The sequence below is a fragment of the Amycolatopsis sp. NPDC104819 genome (assembly GCF_055583145.1).
The window spans coordinates 378,081-398,344 of the sequence record NZ_JBVJON010000003.1; the positions used below are offsets into that span (position 1 = coordinate 378,081).

At 69.1% G+C, this 20,264-nt stretch carries 19 protein-coding genes and 1 pseudogene; 6 read left to right on the top strand and 14 right to left on the bottom strand.

The annotated features are described in order from the left end of the window. Positions 1–62 precede the first annotated feature (62 nt). From ACZ63E_RS10925 to ACZ63E_RS10950, 6 genes are all read right to left on the bottom strand, one after another. The gene (locus tag ACZ63E_RS10925; RefSeq protein ID WP_465335827.1) at positions 63–1,346 is read right to left on the bottom strand and encodes a thymidine phosphorylase; all 1,284 of its coding nucleotides are present in this window, start codon (positions 1,344–1,346) and stop codon (positions 63–65) included. Next, positions 1,343–1,732 carry a cytidine deaminase gene (locus ACZ63E_RS10930; RefSeq protein WP_086839697.1) on the bottom strand — a complete coding sequence of 130 codons (390 nt, stop codon included), beginning with the start codon at positions 1,730–1,732 and terminating at the stop codon, positions 1,343–1,345. Before ACZ63E_RS10930 ends, ACZ63E_RS10925 begins: the two co-directional genes overlap by 4 nt. Continuing rightward, positions 1,732–3,009: an ABC transporter permease gene (locus ACZ63E_RS10935; RefSeq protein ID WP_465335828.1), complete on the bottom strand. Its 1,278-nt coding sequence runs from the start codon at positions 3,007–3,009 to the stop codon at positions 1,732–1,734. The genes ACZ63E_RS10930 and ACZ63E_RS10935 overlap by 1 nt, the downstream gene beginning before the upstream one ends. Continuing rightward, complete coding sequence (locus ACZ63E_RS10940; protein ID WP_465335829.1) at positions 3,009–4,097, bottom strand: ABC transporter permease; 1,089 nt, start codon at positions 4,095–4,097, stop codon at positions 3,009–3,011. Before ACZ63E_RS10940 ends, ACZ63E_RS10935 begins: the two co-directional genes overlap by 1 nt. Further along, the gene (locus tag ACZ63E_RS10945) at positions 4,094–5,674 is read right to left on the bottom strand and encodes an ABC transporter ATP-binding protein (RefSeq protein WP_465335830.1); all 1,581 of its coding nucleotides are present in this window, start codon (positions 5,672–5,674) and stop codon (positions 4,094–4,096) included. Before ACZ63E_RS10945 ends, ACZ63E_RS10940 begins: the two co-directional genes overlap by 4 nt. 78 nt (positions 5,675–5,752) lie before the next feature. After that, entirely contained in the window at positions 5,753–6,895 is a 1,143-nt protein-coding gene (locus tag ACZ63E_RS10950) for a BMP family lipoprotein (protein WP_465335831.1), read from the bottom strand. A gap of 665 nt (positions 6,896–7,560) precedes the next feature. On the opposite strand from ACZ63E_RS10950, the gene sdhC reads away from it, so the two are divergent. From sdhC to ACZ63E_RS10975, 5 genes are all read left to right on the top strand, one after another. Beyond that, positions 7,561–8,004: a succinate dehydrogenase, cytochrome b556 subunit gene (gene sdhC, locus ACZ63E_RS10955; protein WP_465308955.1), complete on the top strand. Its 444-nt coding sequence runs from the start codon at positions 7,561–7,563 to the stop codon at positions 8,002–8,004. Between the two features lies 1 nt (position 8,005). Next, positions 8,006–8,419: a succinate dehydrogenase hydrophobic membrane anchor subunit gene (locus ACZ63E_RS10960; protein ID WP_247060758.1), complete on the top strand. Its 414-nt coding sequence runs from the start codon at positions 8,006–8,008 to the stop codon at positions 8,417–8,419. A 19-nt stretch (positions 8,420–8,438) separates the two neighbouring features. Further along, complete coding sequence (sdhA, locus tag ACZ63E_RS10965) at positions 8,439–10,193, top strand: succinate dehydrogenase flavoprotein subunit (RefSeq protein WP_465335832.1); 1,755 nt, start codon at positions 8,439–8,441, stop codon at positions 10,191–10,193. After that, entirely contained in the window at positions 10,193–10,966 is a 774-nt protein-coding gene (locus tag ACZ63E_RS10970; protein WP_465308950.1) for a succinate dehydrogenase iron-sulfur subunit, read from the top strand. The genes sdhA and ACZ63E_RS10970 overlap by 1 nt, the downstream gene beginning before the upstream one ends. A 97-nt stretch (positions 10,967–11,063) precedes the next feature. After that, positions 11,064–11,543, top strand: coding sequence for a TIR domain-containing protein (locus tag ACZ63E_RS10975; protein ID WP_465335833.1), 480 nt, complete (start codon positions 11,064–11,066; stop codon positions 11,541–11,543). 540 nt (positions 11,544–12,083) lie between these two features. On the opposite strand, the gene ACZ63E_RS10980 is transcribed toward ACZ63E_RS10975, so the two are convergent. Together ACZ63E_RS10980 and ACZ63E_RS10985 are read right to left on the bottom strand one after the other, a co-directional pair. Beyond that, complete coding sequence (locus tag ACZ63E_RS10980; RefSeq protein ID WP_465335834.1) at positions 12,084–13,484, bottom strand: S8 family peptidase; 1,401 nt, start codon at positions 13,482–13,484, stop codon at positions 12,084–12,086. Between the two features lie 63 nt (positions 13,485–13,547). Beyond that, positions 13,548–13,783 (bottom strand): annotated as a pseudogene (locus tag ACZ63E_RS10985) (SCO4848 family membrane protein). A gap of 43 nt (positions 13,784–13,826) precedes the next feature. Here ACZ63E_RS10985 and ACZ63E_RS10990 point away from each other — a divergent pair. Further along, complete coding sequence (locus ACZ63E_RS10990; protein WP_465335835.1) at positions 13,827–15,068, top strand: D-alanyl-D-alanine carboxypeptidase family protein; 1,242 nt, start codon at positions 13,827–13,829, stop codon at positions 15,066–15,068. Here ACZ63E_RS10990 and ACZ63E_RS10995 read toward each other — a convergent pair. The 6 genes from ACZ63E_RS10995 to trpS form a co-directional block, all read right to left on the bottom strand. Then, positions 15,065–15,511: a winged helix-turn-helix transcriptional regulator gene (locus ACZ63E_RS10995; RefSeq protein WP_465335836.1), complete on the bottom strand. Its 447-nt coding sequence runs from the start codon at positions 15,509–15,511 to the stop codon at positions 15,065–15,067. The two genes, ACZ63E_RS10990 and ACZ63E_RS10995, sit on opposite strands and share 4 nt — an antisense overlap. Continuing rightward, positions 15,508–16,509, bottom strand: a complete 1,002-nt coding sequence (locus ACZ63E_RS11000; RefSeq protein ID WP_465335837.1) for an NADP-dependent oxidoreductase — start codon at positions 16,507–16,509, stop codon at positions 15,508–15,510. Before ACZ63E_RS11000 ends, ACZ63E_RS10995 begins: the two co-directional genes overlap by 4 nt. Positions 16,510–16,517: 8 nt before the next feature. After that, entirely contained in the window at positions 16,518–17,624 is a 1,107-nt protein-coding gene (locus ACZ63E_RS11005) for an acyl-CoA dehydrogenase family protein (protein ID WP_465335838.1), read from the bottom strand. 56 nt (positions 17,625–17,680) lie between these two features. Next, positions 17,681–18,694 carry an inner membrane protein YhjD gene (gene yhjD / locus ACZ63E_RS11010; RefSeq protein WP_465335839.1) on the bottom strand — a complete coding sequence of 338 codons (1,014 nt, stop codon included), beginning with the start codon at positions 18,692–18,694 and terminating at the stop codon, positions 17,681–17,683. A gap of 45 nt (positions 18,695–18,739) precedes the next feature. Beyond that, positions 18,740–19,039, bottom strand: coding sequence for a hypothetical protein (locus tag ACZ63E_RS11015; protein ID WP_465335840.1), 300 nt, complete (start codon positions 19,037–19,039; stop codon positions 18,740–18,742). A 171-nt stretch (positions 19,040–19,210) separates the two neighbouring features. Next, complete coding sequence (gene trpS, locus ACZ63E_RS11020) at positions 19,211–20,245, bottom strand: tryptophan--tRNA ligase (protein ID WP_465308932.1); 1,035 nt, start codon at positions 20,243–20,245, stop codon at positions 19,211–19,213. Between the last annotated feature and the right edge of the window lie 19 nt (positions 20,246–20,264).

Consider the following 20,264-nt stretch of genomic DNA (forward strand, 5'->3'; position numbering starts at 1 on the left):
GAGCTTTCACGTGAAAGCTCCGTGGGTGTCACTCGGTCGGGTGATCATCTTCGCGATGATCGTCACACTGTTCCGCGGATCGTCTCCCGGACGATCGGGTTCGGCGCGGACGCCGCCGAGGCCACCGAGTAAGCGCCTTCGAGGGCCGCCAGGGCCGCGGGAACCGCGTCCGGGGTGTCCGTGTGCAGCTCCAGCAGCGGCTCGCCCTCGGTGACCTGGGAGCCGGGCTTCGCCAGGCACAACACGCCCGCCGCGGCCTGGACCGGGTCCTCCTTGCGAGCCCGGCCCGCGCCCAGCCGCCACGCCGCGACGCCCACCGCGTACGCGTCCAGCGAAGCCAGCACGCCCGAAGCCGGCGCGACCACCGTGTGGACGTGCGACGGCGTCGGCAGCGGCGCCGTCGGGTCGCCGCCCTGGGCCGAGATCATCCGGCACCAAACCTCGTACGCCTCGCCCGACGCCAGCACCTCGGCCGGGTCGGCCGAAATCCCGGCCAAGGACAGCATCTCCCGCGCCAGGGCCAGCGTCAGCTCGACGACGTCGGCCGGGCCACCGCCCTGGAGCACGGAAACCGACTCCGCGACCTCCACCGCGTTGCCGACCGCCCGCCCCAGCGGAACGCTCATGTCGGTCAGCAGCGCCGTGGTCGGCACGCCGTGCGCGACCCCGATCGAGGTCAACGTCGAGGCGAGCGAACGCGCCTGGCCGAGCGTCTTCATGAACGCGCCCGAGCCGAACTTGACGTCCAGGACCAGCCCGGACGCGCCTTCGGCGATCTTCTTGCTCATGATCGAGCTGGCGATGAGCGGGATCGACTCCACGGTCGAGGTGACGTCGCGCAGCGCGTACAGCTTCTTGTCCGCCGGCGCGAGCCCGGACGTCGCCGCGCAGACCACCGCGCCGACGTCCTCCAGCTGGGCCTGGATCTCCGAAGTGGACAGTGAAGCCCGCCAGCCGGGGATCGACTCCAGCTTGTCGAGCGTGCCGCCGGTGTGGCCGAGGCCGCGGCCGGACAGCTGCGGCACCGCCGCGCCGCACGCCGCCACCAGCGGCGCCAGCGGCAGGGTGATCTTGTCACCGACGCCGCCGGTCGAGTGCTTGTCGACGGTCGGCCGGGACACGGAAAGCGACAGCCGCTCGCCGGACGCGATCATCGCGCCCGTCCAGCGGGAGATCTCGCCGGAGTCCATGCCCCGCAGGAAGATCGCCATGGCCAGCGCCGACATCTGCTCTTCGGCGACGTCCCCGCGCGTGTACGCGTCGACGACCCAGTCGATCTGCTCGTCGGACAACCGGCCGCCGTCGCGCTTGGTGCGGATGACGTCGACCGCCGCGAACCCGCTCACGGCAGGTCGTCCGGGCCGAAGGCGTCCGGCAGCACGTCCGACATCGGCAGGATGCCGCTCGGCGTGTCCACCAGGCACGAAGATCCGCCCAGCTCGAACAGGATCTGACGGCAGCGCCCGCACGGCATCAGCAGGTCACCGGCGCCACTGCGGCACGCCACGGCGACCAGCCGGCCGCCGCCGGAGAGCCGCAGCTGCCCGGCCATCGTGCACTCCGCGCAGAGCCCGAGCCCGTAGGACGCGTTCTCGACGTTGCACCCGGTGACCACGCGGCCGTCGTCGACGATCCCGGCGACCCCGACGTGCAGACCCGAATAAGGCGCGTACGCATGGGAAGCGGCCTCGATCGCCTGAGCCCGCAGCGCGTCCCAGTCCACTGTGGACATTAGTCCTCACCTCGCCGGTACGGCTGGCCGTCGGCCTTCGGCGGCCGCAGCCGCTGGGAAGCGACGGCGAGCACGATCAGCGTCACGAAGTGCGCGGTGTACGGGATGAGGTCGGACGGCAGCGTGTCGTTGGCCCAGTAGATCGCGTACAGCACACCCGCGCCGACCACGCCGAGCCCGGCCGCGATCCACTGCTTGCGGAACAGCTGGACGACGACGATCACGCCGACCAGGATCACCGCGCCGTACAGCAGCGCGAGCACCGCTTCACCGCCGCCGGCGAGCTGCAGGCCGTCCGCGTAACCGAACAGCGCCGCGCCGCCGAGCAGGCCGCCCGGGCGCCAGTTGCCGAAGATCATCGCCGCGAGGCCGATGTACCCGCGGCCGTTGGTCTGGTTCTCCAGGTAGTCCGCGCCGCCGCGCAGCAGCACCAGCGACGCGCCACCCATGCCGGCGAACGCGCCGGAAATGAGCATCGCGACGTACTTGTGCCGGTAGACGTTGACACCCAGGGACTCCGCGGCCACCGGGTTCTCGCCGCACGAGCGCAGCCGCAGGCCGAAGCGGGTCTTCCAGAGCACCCAGAAGCTGATCGGCACCAGCAGGATCGCGATCATCGTCAGCGGCGCCACCTCGGTGACCAGGCCGCGCAGGATGCCGGCGACGTCGGAGATGCCGACGCGCTGCTCCTTCTCGAGGTCGCCGAGCCAGTCGGACAGGCCCGAAGCCGAGTAGGTGTCGAACTTCGGCACCACCGGCGACTGCCGCGGGTTGCCCGACAGCGGCTCGAAGATCAGGTTCGCCAGGTACTTCGTGACGCCGAGGCCCAGCAGGTTGATCGCGACACCGGAGACGATGTGGTTGACGTTGAACGTCACCGTCGCCACCGCGTGCAGCAGGCCGCCCAGCGCGCCGAAGGCGATCGCGGCCAGCAGGCCGGCCCACACGCCGCCGTTGTACGAACCCCAGGCGGCGCCCCAGGTCCCGAGGATCATCATGCCCTCGAGGCCGATGTTGACGACGCCGGCGCGTTCGGCCCAGAGGCCGCCGAGCGCGCACAGCAGGATCGGCAGCGCGAGACGCAACGCCGTCGACGCGGTGTTCGACGACGTCAGCGCGGCGACGCCGGTGGAGTACGACGCCGTCGAGATGACGGCGATGGCGATGACGGCCCAGATGACCCCGCGGAGCCAGCCCGGGATCCGGGACCGCTTGCGGTGCACCGGCATGGCGCCGGGGCTGCCCGCGTCGGGGCGGGAAACGTCGGTGACGGCCATCAGACGGCACCTCCCCCGGCGACCGAAGCGCTCTTGCCGGCCAGTGCGCGCCCGACTCTGCGTTGTTCGGCCGCGAGGTCCGCGCGCCGCACGATCTCGTACGCCACGACGACCGACAGCACGATGATGCCCTGCATGATCGTCGCGATCTCCTTGGACACGTTGATCTGCTCCAGCGACACCGCGGAGGTGTCGAGGAACGCCCACAGCAGCGCGCCGAGCGCGATGCCGCCGGGGTGGTTGCGGCCGAGCAGCGCGACCGCGATGCCGGTGAAGCCGTACATCTGGGTCGAGGTGATGCCGTAGCTGTAGTCGCGGCCGAGCAGCTCCGGCATCGCGACCAGGCCGGCGACACCGCCGGAGAGCAGCATCGCGATCAGCGTCATCTTCTTGGCGTTGACCCCGCCCGCGGCGGCCGCGGTGGTGGACTCGCCGGACGCCTTGAGCTCGAAGCCGAACCGGGTGCGGTTGAGCATGAACCAGTAGGCGGCGCCGATCACGGCCGCGATGAGCACGAACCCGAAGAGCGTGCCCGAGCCGAGCGGAATGCCCGGGATCCGGCCGGACGGCTCGATCACGCGGGTGCCGATGTTGTTGCCCCGCTGCACGCCGAACTGGTCGGCGTTGATGAGGAAGGCGATGATCCCGCCGACGATCGAGTTCAGCATGATCGTCGCGATCACCTCGCTCACCCCGCGGGTGACCTTGAGGATCGCCGGCACGGCCGCGTACGCCGCACCGGCGACGACCGCCACGATGAGGATCACGAGCGTGTGGATCACCGGCGGCAGCTGGAGCGCGCCACCGGCGATGGCCGCGACGACCGCCGCGAACCGGTACTGGCCCTCGACCCCGATGTTGAAGAGGTTCATCTGGAAGCCGATGGCCACCGCGAGCCCGGACAGGTAGTACACGGTCGCGAGGTTCACGGTGTCGACCGCGGTCGAGCCCTTGAACATCTGGCCGATCATGGTGCCGTACGCGTTCAGCGGGTCGGCCCCGGAGATGATCAGCGCGATCGCCGACAGCAGCACGGCGAACACGATCGCCAGCAGCGGCGGCAGCAGCTTGGTACGCCAGGAAGTCATTCTGTGTCACCCGCTGTGTCGTCTTCGGCGCCGGTCATCGCCGAACCCAGTTCCTGCGGCGTCACGGTGGCGGGGTCGGCCTCGCTGACGAGGCGCCCGCGCAGCATGACGCGGATCGTGTCGGACAGGCCGATGAGCTCGTCGAGGTCGGCCGAGATGAGCAGCACGGCGAGGCCGGCGGCGCGCGCTTGGCGGATGTTCTCCCAGATCAGCGCCTGCGCGCCGACGTCGACCCCGCGCGTCGGGTGCGACGCGATGAGCAGCACCGGGTCGCCGGACAGCTCGCGCCCGACGATCAGCTTCTGCTGGTTGCCGCCCGAGAGCGCCGCGGCCGGGACGTCGATGCCCGGCGTGCGGACGTCGTACTCGCGCACGATCCGCTCGGTGTCCGAGCGGGTGCCCGCGATGTCGAGCAGCTGTCCTTGGGAGACCGGTTCGCGGGTCTGGTACCCGAGCATCCGGTTGACCCACAACGGCTGGGTGAGCAGCAGGCTGTGCCGCGTGCGGTCTTCGGCGATGTAGCCGATGCCCGCTTCGCGCCGGGCCAGCGTGCCGGCCTTGGTGATGTCCCGGACCTTGCCCTCGGCGTCGACCAGCTCGATCGTGCCGCCGGACGGCTTGCGCATGCCCATGATGGTCTCGACGAGCTCGGTCTGGCCGTTGCCCTCGACGCCGGCGACCCCGAGCACCTCGCCCGCGCGGACGGTGAACGTGATGTCGTCGAGCGCGTTGCGGTCGGAGCCCTCGGCGCCGAGCGTCAGCTCGGTCAGCCGCAGCACGGCGCGGTCGGTGACGGTGGACTCGCGGGTCTCCGGGCTGGGCAGCTCGGAGCCGACCATCATCTCCGCGAGCTGGCGCGAGGTGATGGTCTTCGGGTCGGCCGTGCCGACGGTGGTGCCGCGCCGGATCACCGTGACGGTGTCGGCGATCGCGCGCACCTCGTCGAGCTTGTGCGAGATGAAGAGGAAGGTGTAGCCGTCGGCCTTCATCTCCCGGACGGTCGCGAAGAGCGCGTCGACCTCCTGCGGCACGAGCACCGCGGTCGGCTCGTCCAGGATGATGATCTTGGCCCCGCGGTAGAGCACCTTGACGATCTCGACGCGCTGGCGGTCGGCGACCCCGAGCTCTTCGAGCAGCGTGTCCGGCTTGGCGTGCAGGCCGGTCCGCTGCGCGAGCTCGGCGAGCCGGGCGCGGGCCGCGCGGCCGATGCCGTGCAGGCCTTCGGCGCCGAGGAACACGTTCTCGCCGACGGTCAGGTTGTCGGCCAGCATGAAGTGCTGGTGGACCATGCCGATCCCGGCGCGGATGGCGTCCTGCGGGTTGCGCAGCTTCACCTCGTCGCCGTTGATCGCGATCGTGCCCTCGTCCGGCGGCTGCATGCCGTAGAGGATCTTCATCAGGGTGGACTTGCCGGCGCCGTTCTCGCCACAGATGGCGTGCACCTCGCCCGTGGCGACGGTGAGGTTGACGTCGGAGTTGGCCACCACACCCGGGAACCGTTTGGTGATCCCGGTCAGCTGGACGGCGGGCGCGCCCCGGTCGGGGACGGCTTCGGCCGGGGCCTCGGCAGTGCTCATGGGCGGGAGAATTCCATATCTCGTTAAACACGTCAGGGCTCGGAGGGGAAATCCCTCCGAGCCCCGGCGCGTAGTGAGCTACTTCTGCGGCTTGTCCGAAACGGTGATCGCGCCCGAGATGATCTGGGCCTTGTACCCGTCGAGGACGTCCTTGATGTCGTCGACCTTGCCGCCGGAGGTGGCGTAGCCGACGCCGTCGACCTTGAGGTCGAAGCGCTTCGGCAGCCCGCTCAGGTCACCCTTGGCGACGGCCTGGATGTAGGAGAACACCGCGACGTCGACCCGCTTGAGCATGGACGTGATGATGACGTCCTTGTCGGCGGCGACCGTCTTCTGGTTGTACTGGTCGGAGTCGACGCCGATGGCCAGCGCGTTGCCCGACTTGGCGGCGTCGAAGACACCCTTACCGGAAGCGCCGGCGGCGTGGTAGATCACGTCCGCGCCCTTGGCGATCTCGGCCTGGGCCTTCGCGTTGCCCTTCGGCGGGTCCTGGAACCCGGAGAAGTCACCGGCCGGCGTGAGGTACTCGTCCTCGATCTTGATCTTCGACGAAACCGTCTTCGCGCCCTGCAGGAAGCCGGCCTCGAACTTCTGGATCAGCGGGGTGTTGACACCGCCGACGAAGCCGACGTGGCAGCTCTTGCTCTTGTACGCGGCGGCGACGCCGGCCAGGAACGAGCCCTGCTCCTCGGCGAAGACCAGCGGCGTGACGTTCGGGAGCGTGATCGAGTCGTCGTCGACGATCGCGAACTTGGTGTTCGGGTACTTCGCGGCGACGGCCTTGACGGAGTCCGCGTAGGCGAAGCCGACCGCGACGATCGGGTTCAGGCCCTGGGTCGCCATCTGCTCGAGGCGCTGCTGCTTGGCCGACTCGGCCTCGCTGGCGCTGGCGGTGCTCTCGTTGACCGTCGTCACGCCCAGGTCGGACTTCGCCTTGTCCGTGCCCGCGGCGGCGGCGTCGTTGAACGACGCGTCACCCCGGCCGCCGACGTCGAAGGCCAGGCCGATCTTCAGCTTGCTGCCGTCGACCTTCTCCCCCGCGGCGGCCGAGCTGCTCGCGGCGGCGGGAGCGGCGGGCGGCTTCTGCGCGGTCACGCAGTCCGAGCCACCCGACGAAGGCGCGGCGCTGTTGTTGCTGCTGCCACCGCTCGAGTCCTTGGCGCAGCCGGCCAGGGTGAGCACCCCGGCCATGGCCACGGCGGCCAGCGCGGTTCCACGCATGCGACGCAACGTGTGTCTCCCTCCCCGCTGATCCAGCGGATGGTCAAGGGCACGACCCGGCCCTACTGCCGGGTCGACCGCCAGACCGTACCCAACGGACAGGAATGCGCCATAGGAAAGGCACGCTACGTAACACAAACGTTTACTCACGAGTCGGACGCGCGACCGCATGTACACCCAACGTGATCAAAGAGGTCACGGAGTGCCGCTTTCGGCCCAGCCCCGAGCTGCGGGACGGCCGAAATGCCGTTTGATGTGACTCAGTGTGCCAGCCCGACCGAGGGGTGGACCAGTCCGATCACTCTGTGAGACGGCGGGCGAAGCAGGCCCGGCGGCCCGGCAGCCGAATCGTTCCAGACGGACAACACTCGATCGGGCGTCCGCCGGGCGGGCGACCCGCCCGCGAACCGCCGCCGTGCGTCCACAGTGGACCCCCTTTGCTGTGACGGCGCACACAACCGCTGTGTGCGCTGGTGTCTGGTCCATCACAGAGAGGAACCCGGAGGTGAGCCGTCCGTCGGGGGCGGGTCTAGCATCCCTTTCATCCACGCTCGATGACCCTTGATCTCGGCATTGCCGCCGTAGTCGTCCCCGGTGGACGACGACGATCAGTGCGGACCTCACCGGCCACCGGGCACAAGTCAGACGTTGGAGGCCGTTCACCGATGTCCACCACGGCGAGCACTGCCCGCGAGGCAGGAGCGAGCGATCGGGCGGGTGCCTCACGCCGGCAGGGGACCTTCTACCGGGGCGACCCCGGCATGTGGTCCTGGGTGCTGCACCGCATCACCGGCGTGCTCACGTTCTTCTTCCTGTTCGTGCACGTGCTCGACACCGCGCTGGTGCGCGTGTCGCCGAACACCTACGACCAGGTCATCGAGACCTACAAGACCCCGATCGTCAACCTCCTGGAGGTCGGCCTGGTCGGCGCGGTGCTGTTCCACGCGCTCAACGGCATCCGCGTCATGCTGGTCGACTTCTGGTCGAAGGGCCCGAAGCTGCAGAAGGCCATGCTCTGGGTGATCGGCGTGGTCTGGGTCGTCGTGATGGTCCCCGGTGCGTTCTTCATGCTGAAGCGCACCGTCGAAACGCTCTTCGGGGGTAACTGACATGGCCGACCTCGCCCTCGCGAACCCCCGCGCGCCGAAGCGTCCCGCCGCCCGCCGGAGCAACTTCGAGCTCTACAGCTGGCTGTTCATGCGGATCTCCGGCCTCGCGCTGATCATCCTGGTGCTGGGCCACCTGCTGATCATGAACATCCTCGACGGCGGTGTGCACCGGATCAACTGGGGCTTCGTCGCCGGCCGCTGGGCGTCCCCGTTCTGGCAGTTCTGGGACCTGGCGATGCTCTGGCTCGCCGAGATCCACGGCGGCAACGGGCTGCGCACCATCATCGACGACTACGCCCGCAAGGACAGCACGCGGTTCTGGCTGAAGATCCTGCTGTACGTGTCCATGGTCCTGATCCTGGCCGTCGGCACGATGGTGATCTTCACGTTCGACCCGAACATGCCCGCGAACTGACTTTCGGAGACTTCCTGCCATGCAGTTCCACAAGTACGACGTGGTGATCGTCGGCGCCGGCGGCGCCGGGATGCGCGCGGCCATCGAGTCCGGCCAGCGCGCCCGCACCGCGGTCCTCACCAAGCTCTACCCGACCCGGTCCCACACCGGCGCGGCCCAGGGCGGCATGTGCGCCGCGCTGGCGAACGTCGAAGAGGACAACTGGGAGTGGCACACCTTCGACACGGTCAAGGGCGGCGACTACCTCGTCGACCAGGACGCCGCGGAGATCATGGCCAAGGAGGCCATCGACGCGGTCCTCGACCTCGAGAAGATGGGCCTGCCGTTCAACCGCACGCCCGAGGGCAAGATCGACCAGCGCCGCTTCGGCGGGCACACGCGTGACCACGGCAAGGCCGCGGTGCGCCGCGCCTGCTACGCCGCGGACCGCACCGGGCACATGATCCTGCAGACGCTGTACCAGAACTGCGTCAAGTACGGCACGGAGTTCTTCAACGAGTTCTACGTGCTCGACCTCGTCACCAGCGAAGACGAGAACGGCAACCCGGTCGCTTCCGGCGTCGTCGCCTACGAGCTGGCCACCGGCGAGCTGCACGTCTTCCAGGCGAAGTCGATCGTGATGGCCACCGGCGGCGCGGGCAAGATCTTCAAGACGACGTCGAACGCGCACACCCTCACCGGTGACGGCCTCGGCATCATCTTCCGCAAGGGCCTGCCGCTGGAGGACATGGAGTTCTTCCAGTTCCACCCGACCGGCCTGGCGGGTCTGGGCATCCTGATCTCCGAAGCCGTCCGCGGCGAGGGCGGGATCCTGCGCAACGCCGACGGCGAGCGGTTCATGGAGCGCTACGCCCCCACCATCAAGGACCTCGCGCCGCGCGACATCGTGGCGCGCTCGATGGTGCAGGAAGTGCTGCAGGGGCGCGGGTGCGGCCCGAACAAGGACTACGTCGTCCTCGACGTCACGCACCTGCCGGTCGAGGTCCTCGAGACCAAGCTGCCGGACATCACCGAGTTCTCGCGCACCTACCTGGGCGTCGACCCGGTGAAGGAGCCGGTGCCGGTGTTCCCGACCTGTCACTACGTGATGGGCGGCATCCCGACCAACATCCACGGCGAGGCGTTGCGGGACAACGAGAACGTCATCCCGGGTCTCTACGCCGCGGGTGAGGTCGCGTGCGTGTCCGTGCACGGCTCGAACCGCCTGGGCACGAACTCGCTGCTGGACATCAACGTGTTCGGCCGCCGCGCCGGCATCGCGGCCGCGGAGTACGCGCTGGCGCACGAGCACGTCGAGCTGCCGGAGAACCCGACCACGCTGGTCGAGGAGCAGCTCGCGGGCCTGCTGTCGGAGCACGGCGACGAGCGCGTCGCCGACATCCGCAAGGAAATGCAGCAGACGATGGACTCGCACGCGTCGGTGTACCGGACCGAGGACACGCTGAAGCAGGCGCTGACCGACATCCAGGCGCTGAAGGCGCGGTACCAGCGCATCACTGTGGCGGACAAGGGCAAGCGGTACAACACCGACCTGCTCGAGGCCGTCGAGCTCGGCTTCCTGCTGGAGCTGGCGGAGGTCCTCGTGGTGGGCGCGATCGCCCGCAAGGAGTCCCGCGGCGGCCACGCCCGCGAGGACTACCCGACCCGCGACGACACGAACTTCATGCGGCACACGATGGCCTACAAGCAGGGCACGGGGCTGTCGTCCGACATCCGGCTGGACTACAAGCCGGTCACCTTCACCCGCTACGAGCCGATGGAGCGGAAGTACTGATGACTAGCGTCGCCGAAGCTCCTGCAGCTTCTTCCTCCGAATCGGACCACACCCCGATCACGGTCACGCTGAAGATCCTCCGGTTCAACCCGGAGATCGACAACGAGCCGCACTGGGAGTCCTACGACGTCCCGGCGCAGCGCACGGACCGCCTGCTGAACCTGCTGTTCTACGTCAAGGACTACATCGACGGCACGTTCTCGTTCCGCCGTTCGTGCGCCCACGGCGTGTGTGGGTCCGACGCGATGCAGATCAACGGCATCAACCGCCTGGCGTGCAAGGTCCTGATGAAGGACCTCCTGTCGACGTCCGGCAAGCCGACGGTGATCACGATCGCCCCGATCAAGGGCCTGACGACGTTGAAGGACCTCTACGTCGACATGGACCCGTTCTTCGAGGCGTACCGCGCGATCAAGCCGTACCTGATCACTTACGGCAACGAGCCGACGCGGGAGCGGATCCAGTCGCAGGCGGACCGCGACCGGTTTGACGACACGACGAAGTGCATTCTGTGCGCGTGCTGCACGTCGTCGTGCCCGGTGTACTGGAACGACGGGTCGTACTTCGGCCCGGCGGCGATCGTGAACGCCCACCGGTTCATCTTCGACTCCCGCGATGAGGGGGCCGAGGAGCGGCTGGACATCCTGAATGATGGCGAGGGCGTTTGGCGGTGCCGGACGACGTTCAACTGCACTGATGCGTGCCCGCGCGGGATCCAGGTGACAAAGGCGATCCAGGAAGTGAAGCGGGCGCTGCTGTTCAAGCGCGTGTGACCTGTTGCTGCGAAGAGGCCCCACCGCTTGTCGAGCGGTGGGGCCTCTTCGTCGTTCGGGGCGTCTGGGTGTGCTTGATGCGGCATACGGTCGAAGCATGGCCGTCTTCTACAGCTTCCACTACGAGCGCGACGTCACGCGCGTCCAGTTAGTCCGCAATATGGGCGTGCTCGACGGACAGCCCCTGCTGAAGGCGCAAGAGTGGGAACAGGTCCGCGCCTCAGGCGACGCGGCCGTCGAGAAATGGATCGCCGACGAAATGGTGTACAAACGTGCGGTCGTGGTGCTCGTCGGCACCGAGACCGCTGACCGCCCGTGGGTCCAGTACGAAATCGAGAAGGCGTGGGCAGACAAGAAGCCGCTTGTCGGCATCCGGATCCACGGGCTAGCCGACCTGCAGGGTTGGACCGATCGGCTCGGACCCAACCCATTCTCGAAAATCCAGGCCGATTCGTGGTCCAAACTCGACAGCCACGTGAGGCTGCACGATCCGGCGGGGGCTGACAGCTCAGCTGTCTACCGGTCCATCCAGGCAAACCTCGAGCACTGGGTCGACAACGCGGTCCGCAGGCCATGAACAGCGCAAAGGCCGCGCGATCCAGGTGGCGAAGGCGATCCAGGAAGTGAAGCGGGCGCTGCTGTTCAAGCGCGTGTGAGTTTTTCGCAGTACCGAAACCGGCGGCCGGCAACGCAAGCCGACCACGAGGTCACCAGACCTCCCCCGCCCCTCATCCCAGCGTCTCTTCAGCCGCCGGTCGGGTTTGTCAAGGCACGCTTTCCCGCCTTGACAAACCTGGCCGGCGGCTGAAAATCCCACCGGAGGGGCGGGGGAGGTCGGACCCGCCCCGCTGCGGCAGACCTCTGCCGAGGCAAAGGCAAAAGCAAAACCGTCCTCGCCGGACGGGCAGACTCTGGGATGACCGGCCGTCTCGCTGTTCTCTCACTTCTGAGAGGTGGGCCGCTGGGTGGTCATCCCGTCGCCTGAGCGAGGCCTATCACTTTGAGCCGGGCCCGCAAGCTTGCGTTGTTAGCTCGCTTTGACCTCTGTGTTGCGGGCCCGGCTCAAAGTGATTTGACGGCCTCAGGCGACGGGATGACCACCCTGCTCCTTTTGTTCTTACTTCACCGCGTCCAGGGCGTTGACCAGGCCGTGGCCGTAGTACGAGTTGTTCTTCGCCGGCCCAGTGCACGCCGTTTCCGTGGCCGTGCACTTCACCGGGTCCGCCTCACCCGTCAGGACCTTTGCCAGCAGCTGGGGCGGCAACCCACGGAAGCGAGACGCGATCAGCGCTGCCACGCCCGCCGCGTGCGGCGAGGCCATCGACGTTCCGCACTTCGAGCCGTACAGACCGCCGAACACCGTTGTCGACAGCGGGCAGGCCGGACCGGAGCCCGCCGGCGGTGTCTGGACGAAGTCCCCGCCCGGCGCCGTCACGTCGATCTCGCCGTAGTTGCTGAACGACGACTTCGTGCCCGCGTACCCGACCGACGACACCGTCACGACGCCGTCGATCGCCTTCGGGAGGATGCCGCACGACTTGTCCACCGGGTGCGGGCGGTTCGGGTCCGTTGTCTGGGACGTCGTGTCGAAGCCCGAGTTGCCCGCCGCCGAGACGTTCAAAACTCCGTGGCGCGTTGAGAACTCGATTGCGCGGCGGACCGCCTCGAACGCTGCCGCGTCGCCGGGCTCGCGGGAGCAGAAGAACATTCCCGGGTCGATGTAATAACTGTTGTTCGTCACCGGGAAGCCGTGCTTCGCCGCCCACACGAACCCGCAGACCGCCGACTCCGGGAAGATGTAGCCGTCGTCGTTCACCACCTTCACCGAGGCCAGCTTGACTCCCGGTGCGATGCCTGTGAAGCCCGCCGCCGGGTCCTTGCCCGCGATCGTGCCCGCCACGTGCGTTCCGTGGTCGGACGTCGTCGGGGCCCACGACGCCGGGGAAGTGTCCGGTGCGCCCGTGATGCAGCCGGCCGATTCGGAAGGCGAGACCGCTGCGCGAAGAGCAGGGTGCGTTGCGTCGATGCCCGAGTCCAGCACGCCGACCGTCACCGAACGGCTGCCCTGGTACTTCTTGTTCGCTTCGGGCGCGTGGATCGCCTTCATGTCCCACTGCTGAGCGGACAGGTCACCGGCGGCGGCAACCGACTGCGTGTCCTCCAGCGTCCGGACGGCGCCCAGCGAGCGAGCCGAGGCCGCAGCACCCTGAGAAGCCACGTCGCGACCGCCCGAATACGCCCGGTACACGCCGATCTTCTGCTGGAAGTCCGCGTTGCGCGAGCTCGCGATCGCCACGCCGATCTCGCCGTAGTACGCCACCTTCGTGCCGCACTTGGCCGCCAGCTCCTTGTCGACGGCCGATGCGCGTGTGCCCGGCTGGTACGTCACCACGTACGTGTACGGCGTGCTCGTCGTGTCGCACGCGACCGGTGCGGCCTCGGCGGCCGGGGCCGCGGCGAACAGGCCGCCCGCGACGGCCAGCACGAGCGGGGCCGCCATTCGGCGTAAACGGGACATTCCACCTCCAGAGTCAGTGGCGTCAACCTAAACCGGCCCCGGGGACCGCGCCACCGACCAAAGTCAGGAGGCGACGCGGGAAGCGCGCAGCGCCCGCCAGCCCAGCACCCCGATGATCGTGCCCAGCACGAACGACACGACCGTCAGCACGGCGTGCACGATGAAGTACGCCGTCGGCGAGCCGTCGGGGTCCAGGACTGGTCGCTCGCCCAGAGGTTCTTGGCGAACGTGATCCAGATGATCCACGACCACACGCCGAAGGCCAGCAGGAACAGCGAGGTCCGTCGGGAAATGCGCATGCCCCTGAGTATGCGACGCGGGCCGCGGCGCTAGATTGCGTGGGTGCACTCCGCTGTCTCCCGGTCGCTCAAGGTCTTCACGACGACGCTCGCCGCCGCCCTCCTGGCCCTGAGCACCCCGGCCCTGGCGGCCGCGGCGCCGCAGCAGGGCCAGTGCGCGAACCACCAGGCGCCCCCGCCCGCGGTCGACACTTCGGAGCGGCCCGCGCCGGGCCGGCAGGCCCCGCCCGCGCTGGCCGTGCCGTCGGACCCGGTCGGTGGCCCGCGGATGGCCGAGTGCGGCCTGATCACCCCGGACGGCGCGCTCAACCCGCCGGACGGCAACACCGCGGCGTCGTGGGTGGTGCAGGACCTCGACACCGGCGCCGTTGTCGCGGCGAAGGACCCGCACGCCCGGCAGCGGCCGGCGTCGCTGATCAAGACGCTGCTCGCGCTGGTCGTCGTCACCCAGCTCGACCCGCAGCAGGTGGTCGTCGCGACGAAGGAGGACGCCGAGCAGGAGTGCACCTGCGTCGGCCTCGTCGCCGGCGGCAGCTACACCGTCGACCAGCTGCTGCACGGCCTGCTGATGCACTCGGGCAACGACGTCGCGCACGCCTTCGCCACGGTGCTCGGCGGGGTCGACACCACGGTGTCGAAGATGAACGCGCTCGCCGCCCGCATCGGCGCGCTCGACACGCGCGCCGCGACGCCGTCGGGGCTGGACGGGCCGGGCATGTCGACCTCGGCCTACGACCTCAGCCTGATCTTCCACTACGCGATGAAGCAGCCGGAGTTCGCGAAGACCGTCTCGACGAAGAACTTCGAGATCCCGCCGACCGGCGGCAAACCGGCCATCCCGGTCTTCAACGACAACAAGCTGCTCGGCGTCTACCCCGGCTTCCTCGGCGGCAAGACCGGCTTCACCGACGACGCCCGCCACACCTACGTCGGCGCGGCGCAGCAGCGGGGCAAGCGGCTCGCGGTGGTCATGCTGCGCGCCGAGCAGAAGCCGACGAAGGTCGTCGACCAGGCGGCGAAGCTGCTCGACTACGGCTTCGCGCTGGAAGCCGATCGCGCCCAGCCGGTCGGCAAGATCACCTACCAGGCGCCGGCCGCGACCGACACGACCGGCAGCACCCCGACCGTGCTCCCCGACGGCAGTGTCAGCAGCGGGACGTCCACCGCCGCGGCCGCCAAGGAAGACCCGTTCGGCGTCACCGGCTGGATCATCACGCTGGTGGTGTTCCTCATCATCGTCGGCGGGTTCGTGGTCGGGCACCAGCGCCGGAAGGCCGCGAACTAGCGGAACCCGGGGCCTGGTTCCGGGGTCACCCTGTCCGTGGTGATGGCGCCGCCGCAGTGTCCACACGCGACATACGTGTCGGCGATCTCGCCGCAGTCGTTGTGCCGCAACAGGATCGGTGGTCCCTCCGGTCCGGCCAGATGCTTGTCACCCCACTGCATGAGCGTGACGACGGCGCCGAAGAGGTCCCGCCCGGCCTGCGTCAGCTGGTACTCGGGCCGGTCCGGCGCCACCTCGACGCGGTCGAGCACCCCCGCGTCGACGAGCGTCTTCAACCGCGCCGAGAGCGTCGGGCGCGGGATCGACAGGTTGCGCGCGAACTCGCCGTAGCGCCGCACCCCGAAGAACGTCTCGCGCAGGATGAGCAGGCTCCACCGCTCACCGACCAGGTCGAGGGCCCGGCCGACCGAGTCCGCCGTGAAGCGGTGCCGCAGGTCGGTCACAGCGCCAGCACCAGCTTGCCGGTGTTCTCGCCGCGGAACAGCTTGAGCAGCGTCTCCGGGAACTTCGTGATGCCGCCCTCGACGACCTCTTCGCGGGTCTTCAGCCTGCCGTCGCGCACCCAGCCCGCCAGCGCTTCGACCGCTTCGGGGTAGCGGTCGGCGTAGTCGGAGAAGACGAACCCGGTCATGGACGCGCGGTGCACCAGCAGCTGCATGTAGTTGGCCGGGCCGCGTGGCCCTTCGGTGCTGTTGTACTGGGAAACCGCGCCGCTGAGCACGATCCGGGCGCCGCGGGCGAGCCGGGACAGCGCCGCTTCGAGGACGTCACCGCCGACGTTGTCGAAGAAGACGTCGATGCCGTCCGGCGCGTGTTCCTTCAGGTCGGCGCGGAGATTTCCGGCGCGGTGGTCGACGGCGGCGTCGAAGCCGTAGTCCTCGACCAGCGTCCGGCACTTCTCCGGCCCGCCCGCGATGCCGACGACGCGGCAGCCGTGGATCTTCGCGAGCTGGCCGACGACGATGCCGACCGACCCGGCCGCGGCGGACACGGCGACGGTCTGGCCCGGCTCCGGCCTGCCGACGTCGAACAGCCCGAAGTAGGCGGTGATCCCGCTGATCCCGAGCGTGCCGAGGAAGACCGGCGCCGGGGCGAGCGAGGTGTGGACGACCTGGACGTCCGTGCCGTCCGAAACCGCGTAGTTCTGGACGCCGAAGGTGCCGAAGACGTCCTGACCGGCTTCGAACCCGGGGTGGCGCGACTCGACGACCCGGCCGATCCCGCCGGCGCGCATGACCTCGCCGATCCCGACCGGCGGCACGTACGACCGGCCGGCGTTCATCCAGGTGCGCATCGCCGGGTCCAGCGAGAGGTACTTGACCTCGACCAGGAGCTCCCCCTCCCCCGGCGACGGAACGGCTTCCTCGGTGTACTGCCAGTTTTCGTCCGTCGGCAGGCCGGACGGCCGGGCGGCGAGGCGGTACTGGGCGTTGACGGGCACGGGGCTCCTCAGAACTGTTCGGTGCGGGCCGGGACGCCCAGCAGCAGCTTGCCGGACAGCTCGAAGCTGGCCGGGTTGACCTGGAAGTGCGCGGTCGCCGTATGCGCGTCGCGGAAGCGGCGCTGCAGGGGTGACGTCTCGTAGATCGCCGCGCCGCCGGCGAGGTCGTACAAACTGTCGGCGACCTTCGCGGCGGTGCGCGTCGCGTGCGTGGCGGCCAGCCGCAGGCCGAGTTTGAGCTGGTCGGACACCGGTTCGGTGCTCTGCGCGGCCTGCCAGGCGTCCTCGATGCTCGTGTAGAAGAGCAGCCGCGCCGCGCGCAAGGCGGCTTCGGCCTCCGCGACGGCGGCCTGGGTCTGCGACCGCTCGGCCAGCGACCGGCTGGAGCCGAGCGGCTTGCGGGTCGAGGCCAGCTCGACGAGGTCGTCGAGCGCGCCGCGCGCGTTGCCCATCGCGGCGGCGGCGACGGACAGCGCGAAGTACCCGAAGAGCGGGAACCGGTGCAGCGCAACGGCTTCCTCGGGCGGGCCGCCCATGACCGAGAAGACGCGGTGCTCGGGGACGAACAGGTTGCCGGCGACGCAGTCGTGGCTGCCGGTGCCGCGCAGGCCGGTGGTGTGCCAGGTGTCGAGGACTTCGATCCCGGCCTTCGGCAACGCGGCGACGTACAGCTCGCTCTCGTGGACGAACCCGGCGAAAAGCCAGTCGCAGTGCGGGATGCCGCTGCAGAAGGGCCAGCGCCCGGAGACGACGTAACCGCCGTCGGTTTTCTTGCCGGTTCCGCGCGGCGCCCAGACACCGGCGGCGACGGTCTTCGGATCACCGAAGACCTCCTCGGCGCACTTCCGGGGGGCGTAAGCGGAGAGCAGGCTGCTCGTCACGGCGATCGAGACGCACCAGCCGGCCGACGCGTCCCCGCGCGCGACCGTCTCCGCGGTCTCGAGGCTGAGCGCGGGTGATGCTTCCGGGCCGCCGAGATAGCCGGGGACGCCGCTGCGCAGGAGCTGGGCGTCGGTCAGCTTGGCGACGAGTTCGGCGGGCAGGGCGCGCCGCTGCTCGGTGACGGGCGCGAGCGTCTTGGCAAGCGCGGCGCACTCGCGGGCGGCGTCCAGCATGAAACCTCCGGTTCAGATTTCTTACCGGTTCAGTTTCTTTACCACCCGGGTGGTTGTCAAGACTTGCGGCGGCCACCCAGCCACGCGAGCAGCGCCCCGGCGCTGAACGCCCCGGCGACGGCCCCGACACCGGGCCCGCGCCGCACGGTGACGTTCTGCTCGAGCCGCACCGGCGGCGGGGGCACGACGACCTTGCGCTCGTTTTCCTTGGCCGTCGCGGTCCAGGCCGTGATGAGCAGGAGGAAGCGCGAGACGAGGTTCGCGAAGACGAGCAGACCGATGACCGGCCCGAACAGCGCGGCCGACGGCGACTTCGTCACGCTGGCCAGGTAGATCGACCCGACCTGCTGCAGGATGACGAACCCGACGGCGGCGACCACGGCGCCCTTGACGGCACTGCGCAGCGCGACCTGCTCCCGGGGCAGCCGCGCGATCACCCAGAGGAAGACGAGGGTGTTGGCGATCAGGCCGAGCACGATCGTGGCCACCCGCAACAGGTAGATCGCCCAGGTCTGGTCGGCGAGCCCGACGAATTCGAGCAGGTACTGCCCGACACCACCGCCGACGGCGGTCAGCGCGAAGGAGACAACGAGCGCGACCCCGAGCCCGACGAGCGCGACGAGGTCCTTGAGCGTCTGCTTGACCACCGGCTGCGGCTGTTTTTCCTGGCCCCACTGCGCGGTGAGCGCGTCCCGGAGGTTCGACATCCAGCCGATGCCGGAGTAGAGGGCGATGAGCAGCCCGAAGATCCCGATGCCGCCGCCGGAGTCGAGCGCGCCCTTGACGATGCCGTTGACGAGCTCCTGCAGGCCGTCCGGGACGGAACCGTTGATGCCGTCGGTGATCTTCTTGATGATCGCCTGGTCGTGGTTGACCACCAGCCCGACCACGGCGAAGGCGACCATGAAGAGCGGGAAGACGGAGAGCACGCTGAAGTAGGTGATGGCGGCGGCGTAGTGGTTGCCGTACCGCTCGGTGAAGGCCTCGTTCGCCCGGATCAGGTGATCGAGCCACGGGTACTTCCGCCGCAGCCGCGGCAGGAGCTTTTCCTTCGTTTCTTCGTTCGCCACTGTGAAACGCTAACCACGCCGGGTGACTCCCGCAACGCGAGCGGCTCACGTGAGGGAGGCGAGCAACCCCGCGTAAGCGTCTTCGTCGCGCAGGATCACCGCATGGGGGCGCGTCGCCGCGTACTCGGCTACTCGGTCGTACGCCGCTTTCAGGTCCTTCTCCGTGAGCGGCTCCGCCGTCTCGACCTCCGACGAACCGCGCTCCGCGAACCGTCGGCGAGTCACCACGAGGCTGGGCAGGAGCACGATCTCGTGGAAGCTCGCGCCGGTCTCGGCGGCCAGGGCTTTGAGCCGCTCGGCGGCGCCTGCACCTGCGTCCCGACCAGGGCCCGCAGGGTTCTCCACAGCCCTCGGCACTTGTGGACAACCAGGCTTGCGCCAGCCGCTAAACCGCCGATTGTCGGCAGGCACCGATAAACTGGACATGGGCAGCCCCCCAGGAGAGGGCGGGGGTGGGGCCTCGCGCGGGCAGAGTCGAATACTCCCCACTGGACCAGCCGCTCAGCAGGACCAGCTTCACCGCGCCGGCGGCAGGAACCCGATTCGCTGGTACGTCTTGGCCAACGTCCTCGACGCCACCTCGCGGGCGCGCTCGGCGCCCGCCGCCAGCACCTTGTCCAGCTCGGCCACATCGTCCAAATAGGACTTGACCCGGTCCTGGATCGGCGTCACCCACTCGACGAACACCTCGCCGAGGTCCTTCTTCAGGTCGCCGTAGCCCTTGCCTTCATACGCGGCTTCGAGGTCCGGGATCGTCCGCTCGGTCAGGGCCGAGTAGATCGTCAGCAGGTTCGAGACGCCCGCCTTGTTCTCGGCGTCGAACACCACCTCGCGGCCGGTGTCGGTGACCGCCGAGCGGATCTTCTTCGCCGAGCGCTTCGGGTCTTCGAGCAGCTCCACCAGGCCGTTCGCCGTGGAGGCCGACTTGCTCATCTTGCTCGTCGGGTCCTGCAGGTCGTAGATCTTCGCCGTGTCCTTGATGATGTACGGCTCGGGCACCACGAACGTCTTGCCCAGCCGGTTGTTGAAGCGCTGCGCGAGGTCGCGCGTCAGCTCCAGGTGCTGGCGCTGGTCCTCGCCGACCGGGACCGCGTCGGCCTGGTAGAGCAGGATGTCCGCGGCCTGCAGGATCGGGTACGTGAACAGCCCGACGCTGGAGCGGTCCGAACCCTGCTTCGCGGACTTGTCCTTGAACTGCGTCATCCGGCCGGCCTCGCCGAAGCCGGTCTGGCACTCCAGGACCCAGCTCAGCTGCGCGTGCTCCGGCACGTGGCTCTGCACGAACAGCGCGCTGCGGCCCGGGTCGATGCCGATGGCCAGCAGCTGCGCGGCCGAGACGCGGGTGCGCTGCCGCAGCACCTTCGGGTCCTGCTCGACCGTGATGGCGTGCAGGTCGACCACGCAGTAGAACGTCTCGTGCGTGTCCTGCATCCGCACCCACTGGCGCAGCGCGCCGAGGTAGTTGCCGAGGTGGAACGAGTCGGCGGTCGGCTGGATCCCGGACAGGACACGCGGGCGGCGCTCTGCTGCGACGGTCTGCTCTTCGGACACGTCAGGATTCTTTCAGGTC